Origin of the sequence: Parendozoicomonas callyspongiae (assembly GCF_023502345.1) — a bacterium.
Lineage (GTDB): Bacteria > Pseudomonadota > Gammaproteobacteria > Pseudomonadales > Endozoicomonadaceae > Sansalvadorimonas > Sansalvadorimonas callyspongiae.
This window is the reverse complement of the sequence record NZ_JAMFLX010000013.1, coordinates 82,806-99,659: the sequence shown is the minus strand read 5'-3', so window position 1 is coordinate 99,659 and position 16,854 is coordinate 82,806. Positions and strand designations below refer to the sequence as shown.

Annotated in this window: 11 protein-coding genes; 4 read left to right on the top strand and 7 right to left on the bottom strand. The window is 47.9% G+C overall.

The window, feature by feature from the left end; genetic code table 11:
• Positions 1-582: 582 nt before the first annotated feature.
• On the bottom strand, positions 583-1,851 hold the full coding sequence (glyA, locus tag M3P05_RS11105; protein ID WP_249699691.1) for a serine hydroxymethyltransferase: 1,269 nt from the start codon (positions 1,849-1,851) through the stop codon (positions 583-585).
• A 399-nt stretch (positions 1,852-2,250) separates the two neighbouring features.
• Between glyA and M3P05_RS11100 the strand changes: the two genes are divergently transcribed.
• Positions 2,251-4,365: a hypothetical protein gene (locus M3P05_RS11100; RefSeq protein ID WP_249699690.1), complete on the top strand. Its 2,115-nt coding sequence runs from the start codon at positions 2,251-2,253 to the stop codon at positions 4,363-4,365.
• 11 nt (positions 4,366-4,376) lie between these two features.
• Here M3P05_RS11100 and M3P05_RS11095 read toward each other — a convergent pair whose 3' ends face one another.
• Positions 4,377-4,820: a PaaI family thioesterase gene (locus tag M3P05_RS11095; RefSeq protein WP_249699689.1), complete on the bottom strand. Its 444-nt coding sequence runs from the start codon at positions 4,818-4,820 to the stop codon at positions 4,377-4,379.
• Positions 4,821-4,963: 143 nt separating this feature from the next.
• On the opposite strand from M3P05_RS11095, the gene M3P05_RS11090 reads away from it, so the two are divergent.
• Both M3P05_RS11090 and M3P05_RS11085 read left to right on the top strand, forming a co-directional pair.
• Positions 4,964-5,650 (top strand): hypothetical protein, encoded by a 687-nt coding sequence (locus M3P05_RS11090; protein WP_249699688.1) that lies wholly within the window; start codon positions 4,964-4,966, stop codon positions 5,648-5,650.
• A 124-nt stretch (positions 5,651-5,774) separates the two neighbouring features.
• The gene (locus M3P05_RS11085; RefSeq protein ID WP_249699687.1) at positions 5,775-6,125 is read left to right on the top strand and encodes a RidA family protein; all 351 of its coding nucleotides are present in this window, start codon (positions 5,775-5,777) and stop codon (positions 6,123-6,125) included.
• Between the two features lie 77 nt (positions 6,126-6,202).
• Here M3P05_RS11085 and M3P05_RS11080 read toward each other — a convergent pair whose 3' ends face one another.
• Positions 6,203-6,577: an acetate uptake transporter gene (locus tag M3P05_RS11080; RefSeq protein ID WP_283777765.1), complete on the bottom strand. Its 375-nt coding sequence runs from the start codon at positions 6,575-6,577 to the stop codon at positions 6,203-6,205.
• Positions 6,578-6,851: 274 nt separating this feature from the next.
• Between M3P05_RS11080 and miaB the strand changes: the two genes are divergently transcribed.
• Positions 6,852-8,231: a tRNA (N6-isopentenyl adenosine(37)-C2)-methylthiotransferase MiaB gene (gene miaB, locus M3P05_RS11075; RefSeq protein WP_249699684.1), complete on the top strand. Its 1,380-nt coding sequence runs from the start codon at positions 6,852-6,854 to the stop codon at positions 8,229-8,231.
• Positions 8,232-8,308: 77 nt separating this feature from the next.
• On the opposite strand, the gene M3P05_RS11070 is transcribed toward miaB, so the two are convergent.
• The 4 genes from M3P05_RS11070 to M3P05_RS11055 form a co-directional block, all read right to left on the bottom strand.
• A complete protein-coding gene (locus M3P05_RS11070; protein ID WP_249699682.1) occupies positions 8,309-10,024 on the bottom strand; it encodes a putative bifunctional diguanylate cyclase/phosphodiesterase in 1,716 nt (571 codons plus the stop codon).
• A 292-nt stretch (positions 10,025-10,316) separates the two neighbouring features.
• Positions 10,317-13,364: an efflux RND transporter permease subunit gene (locus tag M3P05_RS11065; protein ID WP_249699680.1), complete on the bottom strand. Its 3,048-nt coding sequence runs from the start codon at positions 13,362-13,364 to the stop codon at positions 10,317-10,319.
• 5 nt (positions 13,365-13,369) lie between these two features.
• Positions 13,370-14,368 (bottom strand): efflux RND transporter periplasmic adaptor subunit, encoded by a 999-nt coding sequence (locus M3P05_RS11060; protein ID WP_249699679.1) that lies wholly within the window; start codon positions 14,366-14,368, stop codon positions 13,370-13,372.
• 207 nt (positions 14,369-14,575) lie between these two features.
• Entirely contained in the window at positions 14,576-16,555 is a 1,980-nt protein-coding gene (locus tag M3P05_RS11055; protein ID WP_249699678.1) for an SDR family oxidoreductase, read from the bottom strand.
• Positions 16,556-16,854 lie beyond the last annotated feature (299 nt).

Genomic DNA, 16,854 nt, shown 5'->3' with positions numbered 1-16,854 from the left:
GCTATTGCAAGGGCTGAAACACTTTTTTCCGAAAGTCCTGGACGCAGCTTTGAATGCCAAGCCCCCTTTCAAGCGTTCACTCTCCGAAGAATCCAACTCATACTGCAAATACTTCTGCCCTTTTGAGGGTACACCACAGGAACTTGCACAGCATTATCCTTCTTGCCCTGAGAGGCCTGTTCTCTGTTATCATTGCTCTTCCTACTTCAGGCAAAAGGATGTTATGCAGCATGACTACCACTGCCCTGAGAAGATTCACTCTTGCCCCAAGTGTGGAGAAACTGTCAAAGGTCCAATAGGCAAACACCTCAATCTTAGTTGCAAGCAGTGGAACTGGGGTGGGAGGGAGAGGGTTCGAAATAAACGTCAATAAAATTCTTGGGAGCTGTGCTGCATCCAAGCAATAAGAGCCCAGAGCCGTTGTTAAAGACTTGAACTGCCTGATTAACATTACAGAGGCTGTGTTTTCAAAGATAAACAGTCACAAACGCGAAATGCCTGCCTCAAAATAGAAGATGCGGCAGGCATTTCCCTATTAAACAGTGGGTTGAAACCCCTTTGTTCAAGCCCTGATCTGAAAAATCAGTTTTTGTAAACAGGCTTGCTGTTACAGATTTCCAGAACTCTGACCTTCACCTGACTAACAACTTTTTCGTGGTTGTCCTTGCCGATGCTTTCCAGTACATCAACCATCCAGCTGGCCAGATGACGGCAGTCTTCTTCGTTGAAACCACGGCGGGTTATCGCAGGAGAACCAATACGCAGACCACTGGTCACAAATGGAGAGCGTGGATCGTTAGGAACAGAGTTCTTGTTCACCGTTATGTTGGCGCTGCCCAGCGCGGCTTCAGCGTCCTTACCGGAGTATTCCTTGCCAATCAGGTCAACCAGGAACAGGTGATCGTCAGTACCGCCGGAAACGATGTTGATACCACGCTCCTGCAGAGTAGTCGCCATAGCGTCAGCGTTCTTAACAACCTGCTGCTGGTAAGCCTTGTAGTCAGGGCTCAGAGCTTCCTTGAAGCACACAGCCTTGGCCGCGATGATGTGGCACAGAGGGCCACCCTGGCTTTCAGGGAATACTGCGAAGTTGAACTTCTTGTACAGCTCTTCGTCATCGTGCGCGGAAACGATGATACCACCACGGGGGCCACCGAGGGTCTTGTGAGTGGTGCTGGTACATACGTGAGCGTGAGGTACTGGAGAAGGATAAACGCCTGCAGCAACCAGACCGGCAATGTGGGCCATGTCGACGAACAGGTACGCGCCTACCTTGTCAGCAATGGCACGGAAACGTGCCCAGTCAGCAATACGGGAGTAAGCAGAAAAGCCAGCAACGATCATCTTTGGCTTGTGCTCTTCAGCCAGACGCTCAACTTCTTCATAGTTGATTTCGCCGGTTTCGGGGTGCAGACCATACTGAACCGCATTGTAAATACGGCCAGAGAAGCTTACGTGAGCACCGTGAGTCAGGTGACCACCGTGAGCCAGGCTCATGCCCAGAATAGTGTCGCCTGGCTTGCACAGGGCCATATATACAGCGGCGTTAGCCTGAGAACCGGAGTGAGGCTGAACGTTGGCGTACTTAGCGTCGAACAGTTCACAGGCACGATCAATAGCGAGCTGCTCAACAACGTCAACATGCTCACAGCCACCGTAATAACGCTTACCGGGGTAACCTTCAGCATATTTGTTGGTCAGCACACTGCCCTGAGCTTCCATGACACGCGGGCTGGTGTAGTTCTCAGAAGCAATCAGCTCAATATGCTCTTCCTGACGGCGGTATTCCGCGTCCATCGCAGCTTTCAGCTCGGGGTCAAAGTCTGCAATGTTCATCTTTGCGTCAAACATAACTCTCCCAATGATCAGTGTTGATTGAATTTTGGGGTGATTCCTATAACAGCGCATCCAGTACTGCAGGAAAAATAATCACTCAGGTTGTTTTTTTCCCTTACATTGCGCCAGTTTTCACCGGATAGTATCTTGAATCCAGAGCATTCTGCAGCAAAAACCCTGAGGAAGAAAAGGTCATAGTTATGAGATCACTGATCTTAATAGAACTTGATCGCCAAAGCTTAACAAAATTCACCCATTGCCAACTATTGTTTACCTGAAAATGTAACAATATTTCAACAATAAACACACACTCAACTCTTTTAGCATGTTTGACAACCACTTGAGCCATTTTATCGCATGCAAAAATACTCATCGTGACTATATCTATGCATTCTTAATCCGCAGTGGTTTCCAATGCCTGATATCAAACCCCCTTATTCAGCACTCACTCTCTGTCTCTGTACGCTGATTTTCTTTAGCCTTCAAGCAAACAGCTGGGCGGGAACATTCGGGATAAACCGTAAGCCTTTTAGAGTTCAACCGCGACCACCATTAAAAACATTTGAGGGCTATAATAGACCCCATAACACCTTTCGGTATAAAGCCCGAGCCCCCCTGAGAACCAACACCGCATTCGTAACATCTCACTCACCAAGACTGCTGAGCCTTGATACCCAAGAACTAACAAGAAAGAGGCTCAGCCAACACGCCCTGGCCATTCCTCACAGTGAAAGGCCCTCAGCCGTACCCATAGAAGCTTTTCCAATACCTCAGGTATTAAGTCATGCAATATTTAGAAATACCATAACCCCAAGGGAATGGGTTCATGATCCTGATTCTCCACGTGCGGTGATACTTACTTATGACCAGCTCCCGGAATATCAGACCTATGTCCTTAGCTCTCCGACAGATCAGCTATACCCCGATTTTCTTATGTCAGTCTTGGATAAATTTGAAATTAAGACCTATGTACAAAGCGTAGGAGGGGATAGCTCTTTATTTTACATTCAACACTCAGCCAGCAGGCAGTCAAAGAACTCTGTCGTTTACTTATACGGTGTCAGCAGTGGCGGCCCTCGTTTGCTATCAACTATCAAGGACTTTCCCACCGTCGGTACAATCCAACCATTTAGTAAAAATCGTGTTCTTTTCATGATTCCAAATGACTACGAAGGGACAACAACAATTAAAATAATTTGTGCTTCATCTGGAACAGAACTCCTGACAGCTACCATACATCAACCTGAAAATAGTTTTCACGTTGGAGCACACATTTCCCCCGATAAAAAGAGCATAATGCTCGTTGAAGAGTGCGTATCAGAATCTATAGAAAGCCGGAAGATCATTCCTACAGTAATAAAGACCAGAGGGGGCAAGAAGAAAAACGGCAAGTTCAGAAATAAAGTCAGGAGGCGTAAAACCATTATTCCTCCTAACGTTGACGACGATGGCGACCCTGTGCCAGAGATCCGTGATGTTAAAACCTTGCGGTATACCTACAAGCTATCAAACCTTCAACTCAGCATCGATGGAATTAACCCGATTTCATTTGATCAGGCCATGGATTTAGCGCACAAACCATTGCCAGCAATACCATTTGAAATCAGAGAAACAGGCATTTTAACACGGCCACTACTTCACAGAATGACACCAACATTAAGCAACAATTCAAAAGAGCAGGCTCTCGTCACTCTTGAGAAATATCATGAAGACACCAGAACATCCAGCCTGATCACATACCTGACTAATGGCTATAGTCTTGAGTGCATATCTGCAGACATTAACGACCTTTCTCCTTTACAAACCTCAACTGAATCTGGTTCTTATGGGAGCCACCTTGACCATACTGCCAGCTTACCGGCTACTGAAGGTGTTTTAAGAAAACCAAGACCCAACAAAAAAGTAGCCAGCGATTACCCATATGGGCAACATCTTAGAAGGGCTATGAATCTATCTCCACACCTGCACGCTAGCTCTCCCGATTCTTATATATTCAGTCCGCAAAAGATGAAAATAAAACCAGAAGAAAAATTCCCAACATCCGAACAAAGAGGTGAAACAAATGATGAGCAGAAAAACCTGAGTGAGATTGATGATCTAGTCAAGAGTTTTTGGCGTAAAGAACAGGGAAAACTGGATAAAGATTATGAAACAATGACTATGTCGAACTCTTTTATCACTCTGCTCAAACCGGGATCTGATTCAGTAAAAAGTATTGTTGTTTTTGACAGACGCATCCAAAAAATATACAGCACAACCACCAATCGCCCCAACAGGCAAATTAATGCAGCACCACTAAATGATGGGAACTGGGTTATAGGGCTTGTATCCGATAGAATAAACGCTATACCAATAGCCCGATTTAAGATGCATACAGAGTACAATGCAGATATTAAACGTCAGGCAACACCAAGTATGCGTTGCTTCCTTCTGGATGACGACAGCCTTGTTTGTGTGCCTTTACTTGGGAACCCATACCTGTTTATTCTTCCTGAAAAGTTCCCTGTATTAAAAGCTATTGAGAACTAGATTATACAGCATCACATGGCTCTGATCTGATACACACCGGTATAAACGGCAACAACAATTCCAGAGCTATCTTTGAGTTCCCCTTCAAGGACGAAGTCGGACTTTCCCTTCTCCTTCGCCTCTTCTATAACTCTTAGCACCTCCTGCTCGCCCAGAGAAACCCCATAAGTAATGTCACCTTTTGCAGGCTTGAGAAACTTGATAGTCGAGCTTTTCAAAAGAGGCACATATTTGCCAACTCCGAAGCTGGCAAAAGCAATAACCCCTCCGGGAATTTCAGCAAGTGTGTACAGGGCACCGGCATACATAGTCCCCATATGGTTTTCATTACCAGTCATCGGCATCAGGCACTTTACATATCCCGAGCGTGCTTCCAATAGTTTAAGCCCGCTTCGTTTTACAAAAGCAATTTTTTCTTCTGCCATCGTGCGGAGCACATCTTCGGAAATATTCATTCTTTCCCTCCAGTTTTAAACAGGTTACAGGAGGTTGAGAGTTCCGACAGTTGCCATAACGCTCAGCGCTACTGGTCAGCTCGGCCACCGGAGGTAGGAGGCATCTATAATCAAAGGTGTTTTAGTAGTAACAAGGAAGTTCTATGAAAACCGTCAAATTTCTGGCCGCATTAGGTCCAATCTTGGCTCTATCAATTCTGCCGACACAATTATCCGCCAAACCCTTCCATGATAAACCGGGTAATCATGCTCCCCAAAAAGGTGGATGCTGCGACATTCCTGACAGTGTGTATCGGCTTACAAACCCTGTCACAGAAGATGATCGCTTTGAGGTCGTGCTGGATATTGATATACCGAAAATTCAGGTCATGGTGCACGATAAAACCCTGGACAGGTACTACATACTCGATCACAGACCTCCTCACCATAGAGGGCCTCACAGACGTCACCTCAGTCAGGATGACGACAATGGTTCAGGTGAAGACCAGATCAAAGATGATGGGTTTGAGATCGCGGAAAGGCGCAGAGGGGGCAAGCACAGGCATGGGGGATGTCAAAAAAGGCCCGGTCACAGGCCACCCCACCCACCTTTTCACGGACCAGGTCAGCCTCCAGAGCATCCTTCCTTCGAAGGCAAGAGGAAACCTCCCTGCAGAGGTACAGACTTACACCTGAACCTGCATGAAAAGGATGGTACTCCTTGGGAGATTTCAGTCTCTATGGACCTGAAACACAATAATGGTCAGTTGACAGGTAACATGTCCATAGAAATCAATGATGAGCCTCACATCAAAAATGCTTCAGTAACCTTCATAAACCAAGCCAAATGACCTTTATAAAGGTGCCAGTTTATCTGGCACTTTTTCACTACCTTCCCTCATGAAATCAAGGCATCAATCACTAAAACATGATATCTAATCCTTACACTCCCTTCTGATATTTTTAGGATGAAGTATGTCCATTACTCGTATGGAAACGCGTCAGCGCATGAGCCGTATTGTTAAGCATAACGGTACTATTTATCTGTGTGGTCAGGTTGCAGAAGATGCAAGTGCTGGCATCCAGGAACAGACCCGCACCATGCTGGCTAAAGTTGATGCCTTGCTGGAACAAGCTGGCAGTGACCGCGAGCATATTCTGTCTGCCACTGTTTACATTCGTGACATGAAAGATTTTACCGCTATGAATGAAGTATGGGATGCCTGGGTACCGGAAGGTCATGCACCTGCCCGGGCCTGTGTTGAAGCGCGCATGGCTCGTCCGGAACTGCTTGTAGAAGTGTCAGTTGTTGCTGCGGAAAAGTAATAAACGACTTTGCAATTGCATAAAGAAAGGGTGATAGCCTGAGGCTATCACCCTTTCTTTTATTGCTGTGTTTGCGATTAAGCAGTCACAGTGCGAACGGAAACTGCAGCAGGCTTAGGTTCACCGATAGGCAGAACAGTGCGGCCCAGCTTTTCGTTCAATACCAGAGCGAATGCTTCGTACAGAGCACTACCGCCACAGAAGATACCAACGTAACCGGCAAAGATGCCAACAGCGTGGTTGCCAGTGAAGTCTTTGTAAGCCAGCAGGAAGAACAGGGTGGTCAGAGAGCCGAATACGATCTGCCCGATCTTGGGTCCATTCAAGGTGCCAATGAAGAAGAACATGGTGAAGATGCCCCACAGCAGCAGGTACCAGCCTACAAATTCAGCTGGAGCAGGTGCCGCCAGACCCAAGGCATAAATTCCATATAATTCAGATACTAATAGCATCCAAACTAGTAGTTAATGTAATTCTTTTATAAACAGACACCGTTCCGGCAAAACCGGTAAGAACCTTCCCTGATTCATACCGGAAACCTCGCTGCAAACAGCTATTAACCCTCAAACATGCAATATTTTGCAGTCGCGGTTCCGCTATGCACTTTTCCGGAGGATGATTATAATACGCAGATTTTTCACACAGGTTTCCAGGATCTCAGCAAAATATTCTGAGGGCACCTGCAGCTATCCTGTGTACCCCGAGACAAGGTGACAGCAACAGCCAATGGCTACAAAGAAGCTTTTTATCAAGACCCACGGTTGCCAAATGAACGAGTATGATTCTGCCCGTATGGCGGATCTGCTTGGTGAAACCCATGAACTGGAACTGACTGACAACCCTGAAGAAGCCGATGTACTGCTGGTCAACACCTGCTCTGTACGGGAAAAGGCTCAGGAGAAACTGTTCCACCAGCTGGGTCGCTGGAAGAAATTGAAAGAGACCAATCCCAATCTGGTTATCGGTGTTGGCGGTTGTGTGGCCAGCCAGGAAGGTGAAGCCATACGCAAGCGTGCCGGTTACGTTGACGTGGTTTTCGGTCCACAGACACTCCATCGTGTTCCTGAGATGATCGACACGACGCAATCCCAGGGAATCCCAGTTGTTGATGTAACCTTCCCCGAGATTGAGAAGTTTGACCGTCTGCCAGAACCCAGCGTTGATGGCCCGACGGCATTCGTTTCTATCATGGAAGGCTGCAGCAAATACTGCACTTACTGCATTGTTCCTTACACGCGAGGCCCTGAAGTAAGCCGTCCCTTCGATGATGTTATTGAAGAATGTGTGAACCTGGCTGAACAGGGTGTACGTGAAATCAACCTGCTCGGTCAAAACGTAAATGCTTACCGTGGCGAACGCCATGACGGTGAAATTGCTGATCTGGCAGAGTTGATTACCGTCGTTGCTGCGATTGATAGCATCGACCGCATTCGCTTTACCACATCGCACCCACTGGAGTTCTCTGACAACCTGATCGATGTGTATGCTGATGTACCAGAGCTGGTCAGTCACCTCCACCTGCCGGTTCAAAGCGGTTCAAACCGAATTCTGGCTGCCATGAAGCGCGACCATACAACAGATATCTATCTGGACAAGGTTCGCCGCCTGAAGGCTATCCGTCCACATCTGAGCATGTCCTCTGACTTTATTGTTGGTTTCCCCGGTGAAACCGATGAAGATTTCACCGACACCATGAATCTGATTGCCGAAGTTAACTTCGACCAGTCCTTCAGCTTCATCTACAGCAAGCGCCCTGGTACCCCTGCTGTTGACTACCAGGACGATGTTACTGATGAGACCAAGAAGGAGCGTCTCAAGATTCTTCAGAACCGCCTTGATCAGCAGGTCATGCATATCAGCCGTCGTCTGGTTGGTTCAACCCAGCGCATCCTGGTTACTGGCTTCTCAAAGAAAGACCCAGGCCAACTGCAAGGGCGTACGGAGTGTAACCGTGTCGTGAACTTCCGCTGTGATGAGCCTCGAATGATCGGCCATTTTGCTGACATCACTATTCACGAAGCACTTCCACACAGCCTGCGCGGTGATCTGGTTGTATCCGAGCTGGATGAAAACTGGAATCTGCTGCCCGAAACAGCCTGCTCATAATTTCAGGCTGAGGTGCAAAGAAAAAGGCGCTTTCACTGGAAGCGCCTTTTTTAGATTGTATAAATCAGAACAGAAAATCAGCTTTCGGGACTCTCTTCCCTGGTTGCTTCAGCAGATTCCTCAGGAGAGTTGTCTTCTTTACTCTTGTTTTTCTCAGTTTTAGTCACTTCCGGTGCATGCATTAATCTTTCGTGTGGCTGCATCAAATCAAGATCTTCAATCTTCTTCTCACCGGTAACAAGTTTCATAGCCTCCCAGCCAGTGACCGGTTTACTGAACAGATAACCCTGACCAAGACTACAATCCAGCTCCTGCAGTTTGCTGAGCTGTTCAATATTGTCGATACCTTCAGCAACAGCTTCCAAACCCAGAGTTTCTGCCATACCGACTATCAACTTGACCAGACGAACATCTGTCTCGTTCTGGTGAGAGTTCACAATAAACTGTCGATCGATCTTGATCTGGTCGAACGGGAATTCCTGCAGATAAGAGATCGAAGAGTAGCCGGTACCAAAGTCATCCAAGGCAATCTGAATCCCCAGAGCCTTGATCGAGTTCAGGACCTCCAAGGTTTTGGCAGTTTTGGACATCACAACATTTTCAGTGATTTCCAGCAACAGATTCCCAGGATTTGTATTGTACCGATCCATAATCGAAGTAAGTTTTTCGATCAGATCCTCATCCTCCAGCTGCCGTGGAGACATATTTATGGACATGGCCAGTGAGGATTTGGTGTGCTGTTGCATCTGCTCAAGCTGCGCACAGGCACGCTCAAAAACCACATATCCAATCTCAACGATCATGTGGGTCTTTTCTGCCAGATCGATAAATTCGACAGGAGGCAGGAGCCCTCTCGTTGGATGCTTCCAGCGAACCAGGGCTTCAAAGCCGATCAGTTCCATTTTCGCCAGATCATACTGGGGCTGGAAATAGGGCTCGAGCTCATCACATTGAATCGCACGACGCAGGTCACGCTCCATATTCAGGCTGTTAAGAACTTCAGCCTGCAGAACCTTGGTATAAAAGTTGTACCTGTTACCGCCACCGGCCTTAGCCTGATACATTGCAAGGTCAGCATACTGAAGCAGTTCAGAGGGATCTGTCTCATCCTGGGGAGCAACAGATATACCGATACTGCAGGTCATTACCTGATCGTTGGTCGGTGAATCAAGAGGAGTTTTGAACGTATCCAGAATATTCTGGGCAACCTTACTGCTATCCGCGTAGTCAGCAATATGGTTCAGGATAATGGCGAATTCATCCGCACCCAGGCGGGCAATATAGTCTGTCTGACGAATCTGGTTTTTAAAGCGTTCTGCCACTTCTTTCAGAAGCGTGTCACCGGCATTTCGGCCCAGTGAATCGTTAATAACCTTAAAGCGGTCAACATCCACAAGCAGAACAGCTGTTTTCCCCTTTTCTCGACGTGCTCGTGCAATGCTGTCCTGCAGAGCCTCAGTGAACCCCCTGCGATTGAGCAAGCCGGTCAGCATATCGTGAACGGCAATTTCCTCAACATCTTCAAGAGTCTTTTGCAGTTTGGCATTGGTCTCGTTGAGTTCATCCTGGCCCTTGGCCAGATCTACCCAGCGCTTGACTCCGTAAAGCAGGAGAACCCAGAGAACAATAAACAGAAACGTCAGGAGCTTATCCAGGGATAGTTCTTTATGACTGGACGCGAATAAATAGAACTGCTCAAAGGCATTGAACTCGACAGAAAGCAGGTAGCCGATAGTCACTACCATCATGAGAACCAGGCCATCTCCATTCAGGAGCTTTCGAAACCAGTCCATCTATCCCCCATACTACAAAACAACTGTGAGACCCCTGAAAGCCTGTGCTATAGGGGAGCCTATCTTGCGGGAGACGCCGAGCCAATGCACTGATCAGACTCAAAAAAATGTAGTGCAAATATCTATTTGTTTAACGAATCAACAACCAGCTCTCTCCTACAGCCTGCTTTGTTGAGCAGAAAACAGACTTCATACCTACGAATCGACCACAAAATTAATTCTTAAATCTTGTCACAAATGATTACAAAACACTGAATAGTGCCCCCAAGTCCGACAATCCGTATCTGGCTCCTCACCCATGCCGGGTCACTGGTACACGACGCGTGAACAATAGATAAAGAACTGGCACTACAAATAGCGTGAGCAGTGTAGAGACTAATAATCCACCAATTATGCTCCACCCCATTGGAGCCCACATCGACGATCCACCAAGAGTCAGGGGCAGTAAGCCACCGACGGTGGTCAGAGTTGTCAAGATAATCGGCAGCAATCGCGTTTTGGCAGATTCCGTGATGGATGATGTCAAATCATGTCCCGCATGACGCAGCTGATTGGCATAATCCACCAGAATGATCGAATTATTCACCACTATACCCACCAGAGAGGTCAAACCAACAAGAGCAGTAAAGGAGAAAGTATGACCTGTCAGCAGGAGAGCCAGAATTGAACCCGTCATAGCAAAAGGAATGGCTGCAAAAATAATTGCAGGTTGACTGAACGATTTAAACTGCAGCACCAGAACAGCAAAGATCCCCATCAGGGCAACCAGCACTACCTGCCCCATCCCACCGAAAGACTCTTTGCGCTTCTCCTGCTCACCACCAATCTGGTAACTGACATCTTCCGGCCAGCCCTGCTGATCCAGAACTTCGATAAGCTCATTGGTAACGGCTTCAGCCTGAAAACCCGGTGCTACATCAGCAGTAACGCGAGACATCCGGTCTGTTCTGTGATGTTGAATCCTGGCAAGAGCATCTTCCATTTCAATGGAAGTCAGGTGTGGCAGTGCCACTAAGGCACCCGATGAAGACTTGACCATCATTTTCTGGAAATCATCCACCTGGGGATTTTTCTGCCCCAGAGCCTTCACCAGAATAGGATAATCATCACCATCCTCACCACGGAACTGCCCTGCTTCGATGCCGACCAGACTGGCGCGAATCGCCTGATCAATGGCATTGATTGGCACCCCCAGCATGGCAGCCTTTTCACGATGGATGTTTACCTTCAGGTCTATTTTCTTGCGTGCCAGAGGGTTATCGATGCTGACCAGTCCATCAATATTTGTCATTTGCTGAGCGACAGTCGCCGCCCATACTTTCAGTTTGTCCAAATCATCACTCAGGACACGAATAACAACCGGGGCTTCATAAGGCGGCCCCTGGAGGAGTTCTTTAACTGTGACAATCGCACCGGGGAAATAGTCAAATTTCTCCCGCAAACTGGTCACCAGTTCAGTTCGATCCTGCTCAATATCGGAGTTCAGCTGTACAACCAGTTGTGCGTAAGACGGCACCTGACGCTTTGGAATCTCGTTATAGAAAATTCGGGGATTCCCTTTACCAATATTGGCAGTCACCGATGAGACAACCGGATACTTTTTAACAATCTCCTCAACTTGCAGGGTTAACTGGCTGGTTCGCTCAAAGCTGGAACTCTCTGGAGCATCAATATTGATCAGTACCAGGGGTTTTTCCGCTTTTGGGAACATGCTGACCCCAACCATCGGTAAAAGAGAAAGGCTGCTGATAAATAATCCGATAGAAACCAGCAACACCAAAATCGGCCGATTCAGCGCCACTTTCAAAGCCTTTGTATATGGCCCATCTGACAGACGATCTATAAATGAAAGGGCTCGTGGCTGAACGGGATTATGTGAAAAAATCCGGCTGGCCATTAAAGGGCTAAGGCTCAGTGCAATAATCAGGGATGCAAGGAGAGTTAAAACAACGGTGACCGGCATGGAGCGGATAAAAGTTCCGGCACCAGTTTGCAGCAATAACATTGGCAGAAAGGCCAGCATGGTCGTCAAGGTTCCGCTGACCACCGCCCATCCAACCTGACTGGCTCCCTTAATCGCTGCGACACGCCGATCATGTCCTTCCCGCAGAAAACGCCCGACATTTTCGGTAACGACAATGGCGTTATCCACCAGCAGGCCAAGCGCAATAACAAGCCCGACAATCGACATCTGCTGCAGGCCGAACCCAGCCACATCAACCCACCCCAGAGCAATCACAACTGACATGGGAATCACGATAACAATCACTGCCGCCGCTCTGAAACCCAGAGTAAGCAATGTTATTGCAGCAACCACCAGCAACCCCATCAGCAGGCTGTTCATAAAGTTATTCAGTCGCTTGGCGACACTGATTCCCTGATCATGGACATAGTCCACACTCATGCCTGCGGGGAGACTCTCCTTAAACTTTTCAATAGCAGCATCCAGTTGATCCAGCACAGCCAGAATATTGCTGCCCTTTCGCTGCACAACGGAGATAAACACACTTCGCTTGCCATTGTGCCGCGCCTGATAGGAAGGAAGAGCGTCACCTTGTGAGACCGTGGCAATATCCTCAACATAAATTACCTGGCCATTCCGCGAAGTCACTGCTGTGCGACGAATCTGATTAAGATCCCGATAATCACCACTGGTTCGAACAGTAAAACGCCGTTCACCTGCGAGGGTATGTCCGCCCGGAAGGTTTACACTGGATGCCTTGATTGCATTTAAGAGATCTTCCAGACCTATCTGGATAGCCTGCATTTTCAGAAGGTCCGCACGAATATGAATCTGCTGTTGTGGGTAAGCTTCAACATCAGCGCGTTTTACCCCGACAACTCGCTCAAGCTTCTTCTCCAGTGATTCCGCTCGCTCCTTCAGCTCCTGGTAGGAAGCCGTTTCAGACATCAGCGCAACCTGAAGAATATTGACGTCAGCCGGAGACATTTTCTGAACAGATAAGACCTGTATCCCTGCAGGTAACTGTTCACGAATCCGGGTGACTTCTGAAACAACATCGTCGTATTTTTCATCCGGGTCAGAGCCAAACAGAAATTCAACCCGGACAACCGCCATGCCGTCCTCAACTTCCCCCTTCAGCTCCTTGATATCATCAAGCTCGTTAATAGCTTCTTCCAGGGGATCAAGAACCAGCTTCTCCATATCAAGAGGATTCGTACCGGGATAGACAACCCGAACCATGGCTGCGGGAAAGTCAAACTGGGGATCTTCTGAACGGGGCATAGTCATGATGGATACCACACCCAGTGAGATAAGCAGCAGAATAACAACCAGAGTGAACTGAAAATTATTAATTGCCAGACGGGGTAATTTCATGACCTTTACTCCCCGTCACTGCCAGACAGCGATGTCTCGGTTACCCCAAGTACCCGAACCTTATCTCCATTGTTAAGAAACTCGGCTCCGGTAGTGATTATTTTTTCGTTTTCTTCTATCTCTCCCGAGACAGCCACTTCGCTGCCTTCAAGATAATGCACCTGAACCCTTCGGAGACTTACACTCCTATCAGGGTTCATGACATAAATAACACCCGCTGAGCTATTGGCTGATACCAGGGAAAGCGCAGGCAGAAGAATCACTTTATGAGTTTTACCTGGTTCGATATGAATACGACCGATATAACCATCACGTAATCGTTTATCCGTTGGCTCAAGAGCGATCTCCACCTCGAATAAACCAGAGCGCTCTTCTGCGGCTTCTGAAATTGAACTGATTGCCCCCTGGAAAACCTGGAGTGGCCATGGATCAAACCGGACAGAAACAGGATCGCCCTTCTGAACCCGGACAACTTTTCTGTCAGAAAGACCAGTTCGCATAATCCAGCCACGGGATTCATCGGAAAGTATCAGAGCCGTTTGATTCGGAGACACAAACTCATTGATCTCAATTGATTTTCTTATTATTCGTCCGTTTCCCGGAGCCTTGATTTCTGAATAGCGCAGATTAAATCTGGCAACGCTGAGCTGGGAGGAAATCACATCCAGTTCGGTTTCTGCATCCTGCAACTGGTCAAGTGAAACAACTTTCTTCTTGTAGAGTTTTTTCATCCGCTCAACAGTACGTAGAGCATTATCATAACGGGCTTCCGCTTCACCAACCTGTGCTGCCACTTCTTCCACATCAAGCCGTGCTAGCACCTGCCCTTTGATAACCGCATCGCCTTCATCAACCAGAATTTCACTGACAAGGCCACCAACTTTGAAGGAGAGTTTCTGTGTGGACTTATAAGCCAGCAGCGCACTGATATTTATAGGACGGGATGCTTCAATATATCTCGCTCGAACAGCCTCGACAGAACGAACAGGGTTAGCACTAGCCATCACCCCAACCGAAGTAAATAACAAACACGCAAAAACAAGAGAACATTGGATACGCATAAGATTGTTGTTTTTTTTTTGTGATCCCAAGCGACTCTATGTACTCCTGTTTTCGCTGTCAACAGAACACGATGCAAGAAACCTGACTGAGCACTACAACCTCAACCCGGCGGATACTCACCAGACGCCGCTTTGAATTTGGCGGAAAGGCTACCAGTAAATCCCCCGCATCAGAGCAGCAAATGCTACCTGTTCGGAAGAAATCTGAGGTTTCTTGTCACTCTTGGCGGCAGCTGAATCCGGGAACATCTTGTAACCGGTATTCATCACAATTTCTCCCAGTTTGGGAGCAATCGCGTGCATTACCTGGGCAAAGATACCAAGACGGGTGGCAATCCGCTTGGGCTTGCGAATAATGGCATCGCAGACCATGTCTGCCGCTTCTTCAGGTGTCAGGGTTGGCACAGAGTCATAGATCTTGGTCGGTCCGATCATCGGTGTTTTCACCAGCGGCATATTAATGGTGGTGAAATTCACATTTTTATCGGAGAACTCTGCCGCTGCGCAGCGGGAGAAAGAGTCCAGCGCAGACTTAGAAGCCACATAGGCAGAGAAACGTGGCGACTTGGTCAGCACACCTATCGAGGAAATATTAATAATATGTCCCGAGCGGCGCTCCAGCATCATTGGTGCAAAACCCATAATCATCTTCAGCGCGCCAAAGTAATTCAGCTGCATGGTGCGCTCAAAGTCATGGAAGCGGTCAAAGGAGAGAACCAGGGAGCGACGAATCGAGCGACCGGCGTTGTTTACCAGAATATCGACATTACCATGATCTTCCAACACCTTCTGCACCAGGCGATCACAGTCTTCCATATTGGAAATATCGCACTGGTAGACAAAACCCTTTCCACCTTTTGCTTCAATTTCCTGACAGGTTTCTTCCAGCTTTTCTGGCGTACGGGCAACCAGAATAATCTTGGCATCAGTTTCGGCCAGCTTCAGTGCCGTTGCTTTGCCGATACCCGATGTTGCACCGGTCACAAACACCGTTTTCCCTGCTACGGCACCTTTCAGGGTCTTCTCAACAAACAGCTCAGGATCGAGGTTCCGCTCCCAGTAATCCCAAAGTTTTGTCGAATAGCTGGGAAGAGATGGGCAGGTAATGCCCGAATCTCTCAAGGCACGCTCTGCATCGCGGTTATCAAATTTGGTGGGATAGTTAATAAAGTCCAGAACTTCCTCAGGAATCCCAAGGTCATGAAGGACCGCATTGCGAATCCGGCGAATAGGCGGCAGCCGTTTCAGGCCATCACGAATCATCTTCGGAATAAAGCCAAACATACGGGAATCTATCCGCATCGCCATCTTCGGCGCATGACCCGCTTCAGCAAAGATATTCATCACCTCACCCACTTTGTAGGGGTCAGGGTCGGTCAGGTGGAAGCACTGGGTATCCAGATCTGTTTTGTGGGCTATATGATCCATGGCATCGACCACATAATCCACTGGCACAATATTAATCCGGCCACCTTCTATACCGATGGTTGGCATCCAGGGAGGCAGAGCCTGACGAACTTTTTGAAGCAGCTTGAAGAAATAATAAGGGCCATCAATCTTGTCGATCTCACCGGTTTCCGAGTGCCCTACGACCATGCCAGGGCGGTAAACCCGCCAGGACATATCGCCACATTCATCCCGAACCACTTTCTCGGACAGATGCTTGGTTCTCAGGTAAGGCGAAGGGAAATGTTCAGCTTCTTCAAACATATCTTCACGGAACACACCTTTATAGAGACCGGCTGCAGCAATAGAGCTGACATGATGGAACATGCCCGCCTTTAAAGCCTGTGCACACTGAACTGCGGCACGGGTTCCCTCAATATTGGCAACATCCTGTGATGCGGCATCAGCCTTCAGGTCATAAATTGCGGCAAGATGGAAGAAATGGTCGACCTGTCCGGTCAGCTCCCCCTTGACCTGGTCACTCAGACCCAGAGCCTCCTGAGACAGATCGCCCAAAACAGGAATCAGCCTGTCACCCCCCTCTCCAACCCTCTCTTTGAGGGCATCGAGCTTGGCCAGTGAGCTTTCCCGCACCAATACGTAAACGGTTCCGCCTCGTTTGAGCAGTTTCTGCACTAAGAAGCGGCCAATAAACCCGGTACCACCTGTTACGAAATACTTCATCAGAACTCCCAACGGGCTTTATAATTATTCAACTCAGCTAAGCGTTGCATGCTGAAACTCCCGAGAGTTTGCCGCAGCCGATATGTACTGACAAGCAACAGCTATAGCGGTTTACATAAACTACAGCCAGAGGTTACAACTTCTATTCCTGAGCAGGGTGTTTTGATTCTGTTAACAGAACCTAGTCAAAGTATTCAGATTTTTCCTTGGGAAAAGCTGGCAGCGTGCCACTTCCTTATTTTCTGCAGTCATGTAGCATTCTCAAATCGGGTCTTGTTTTCCTGAATGCCAACCCCGAT

Bases quoted from the DNA above. Each gene is read 5' to 3' on its own strand.
- glyA (WP_249699691.1), bottom strand. From the start codon at position 1,851: ATGTTTGACGCAAAGATGAACATTGCAGACTTTGACCCCGAGCTGAAA.
- M3P05_RS11100 (WP_249699690.1), top strand. From the start codon at position 2,251: ATGCCTGATATCAAACCCCCTTATTCAGCACTCACTCTCTGTCTCTGT.
- M3P05_RS11095 (WP_249699689.1), bottom strand. From the start codon at position 4,820: ATGAATATTTCCGAAGATGTGCTCCGCACGATGGCAGAAGAAAAAATT.
- M3P05_RS11090 (WP_249699688.1), top strand. From the start codon at position 4,964: ATGAAAACCGTCAAATTTCTGGCCGCATTAGGTCCAATCTTGGCTCTA.
- M3P05_RS11085 (WP_249699687.1), top strand. From the start codon at position 5,775: ATGTCCATTACTCGTATGGAAACGCGTCAGCGCATGAGCCGTATTGTT.
- M3P05_RS11080 (WP_283777765.1), bottom strand. From the start codon at position 6,577: ATGCTATTAGTATCTGAATTATATGGAATTTATGCCTTGGGTCTGGCG.
- miaB (WP_249699684.1), top strand. From the start codon at position 6,852: ATGGCTACAAAGAAGCTTTTTATCAAGACCCACGGTTGCCAAATGAAC.
- M3P05_RS11070 (WP_249699682.1), bottom strand. From the start codon at position 10,024: ATGGACTGGTTTCGAAAGCTCCTGAATGGAGATGGCCTGGTTCTCATG.
- M3P05_RS11065 (WP_249699680.1), bottom strand. From the start codon at position 13,364: ATGAAATTACCCCGTCTGGCAATTAATAATTTTCAGTTCACTCTGGTT.
- M3P05_RS11060 (WP_249699679.1), bottom strand. From the start codon at position 14,368: ATGGCTAGTGCTAACCCTGTTCGTTCTGTCGAGGCTGTTCGAGCGAGA.
- M3P05_RS11055 (WP_249699678.1), bottom strand. From the start codon at position 16,555: ATGAAGTATTTCGTAACAGGTGGTACCGGGTTTATTGGCCGCTTCTTA.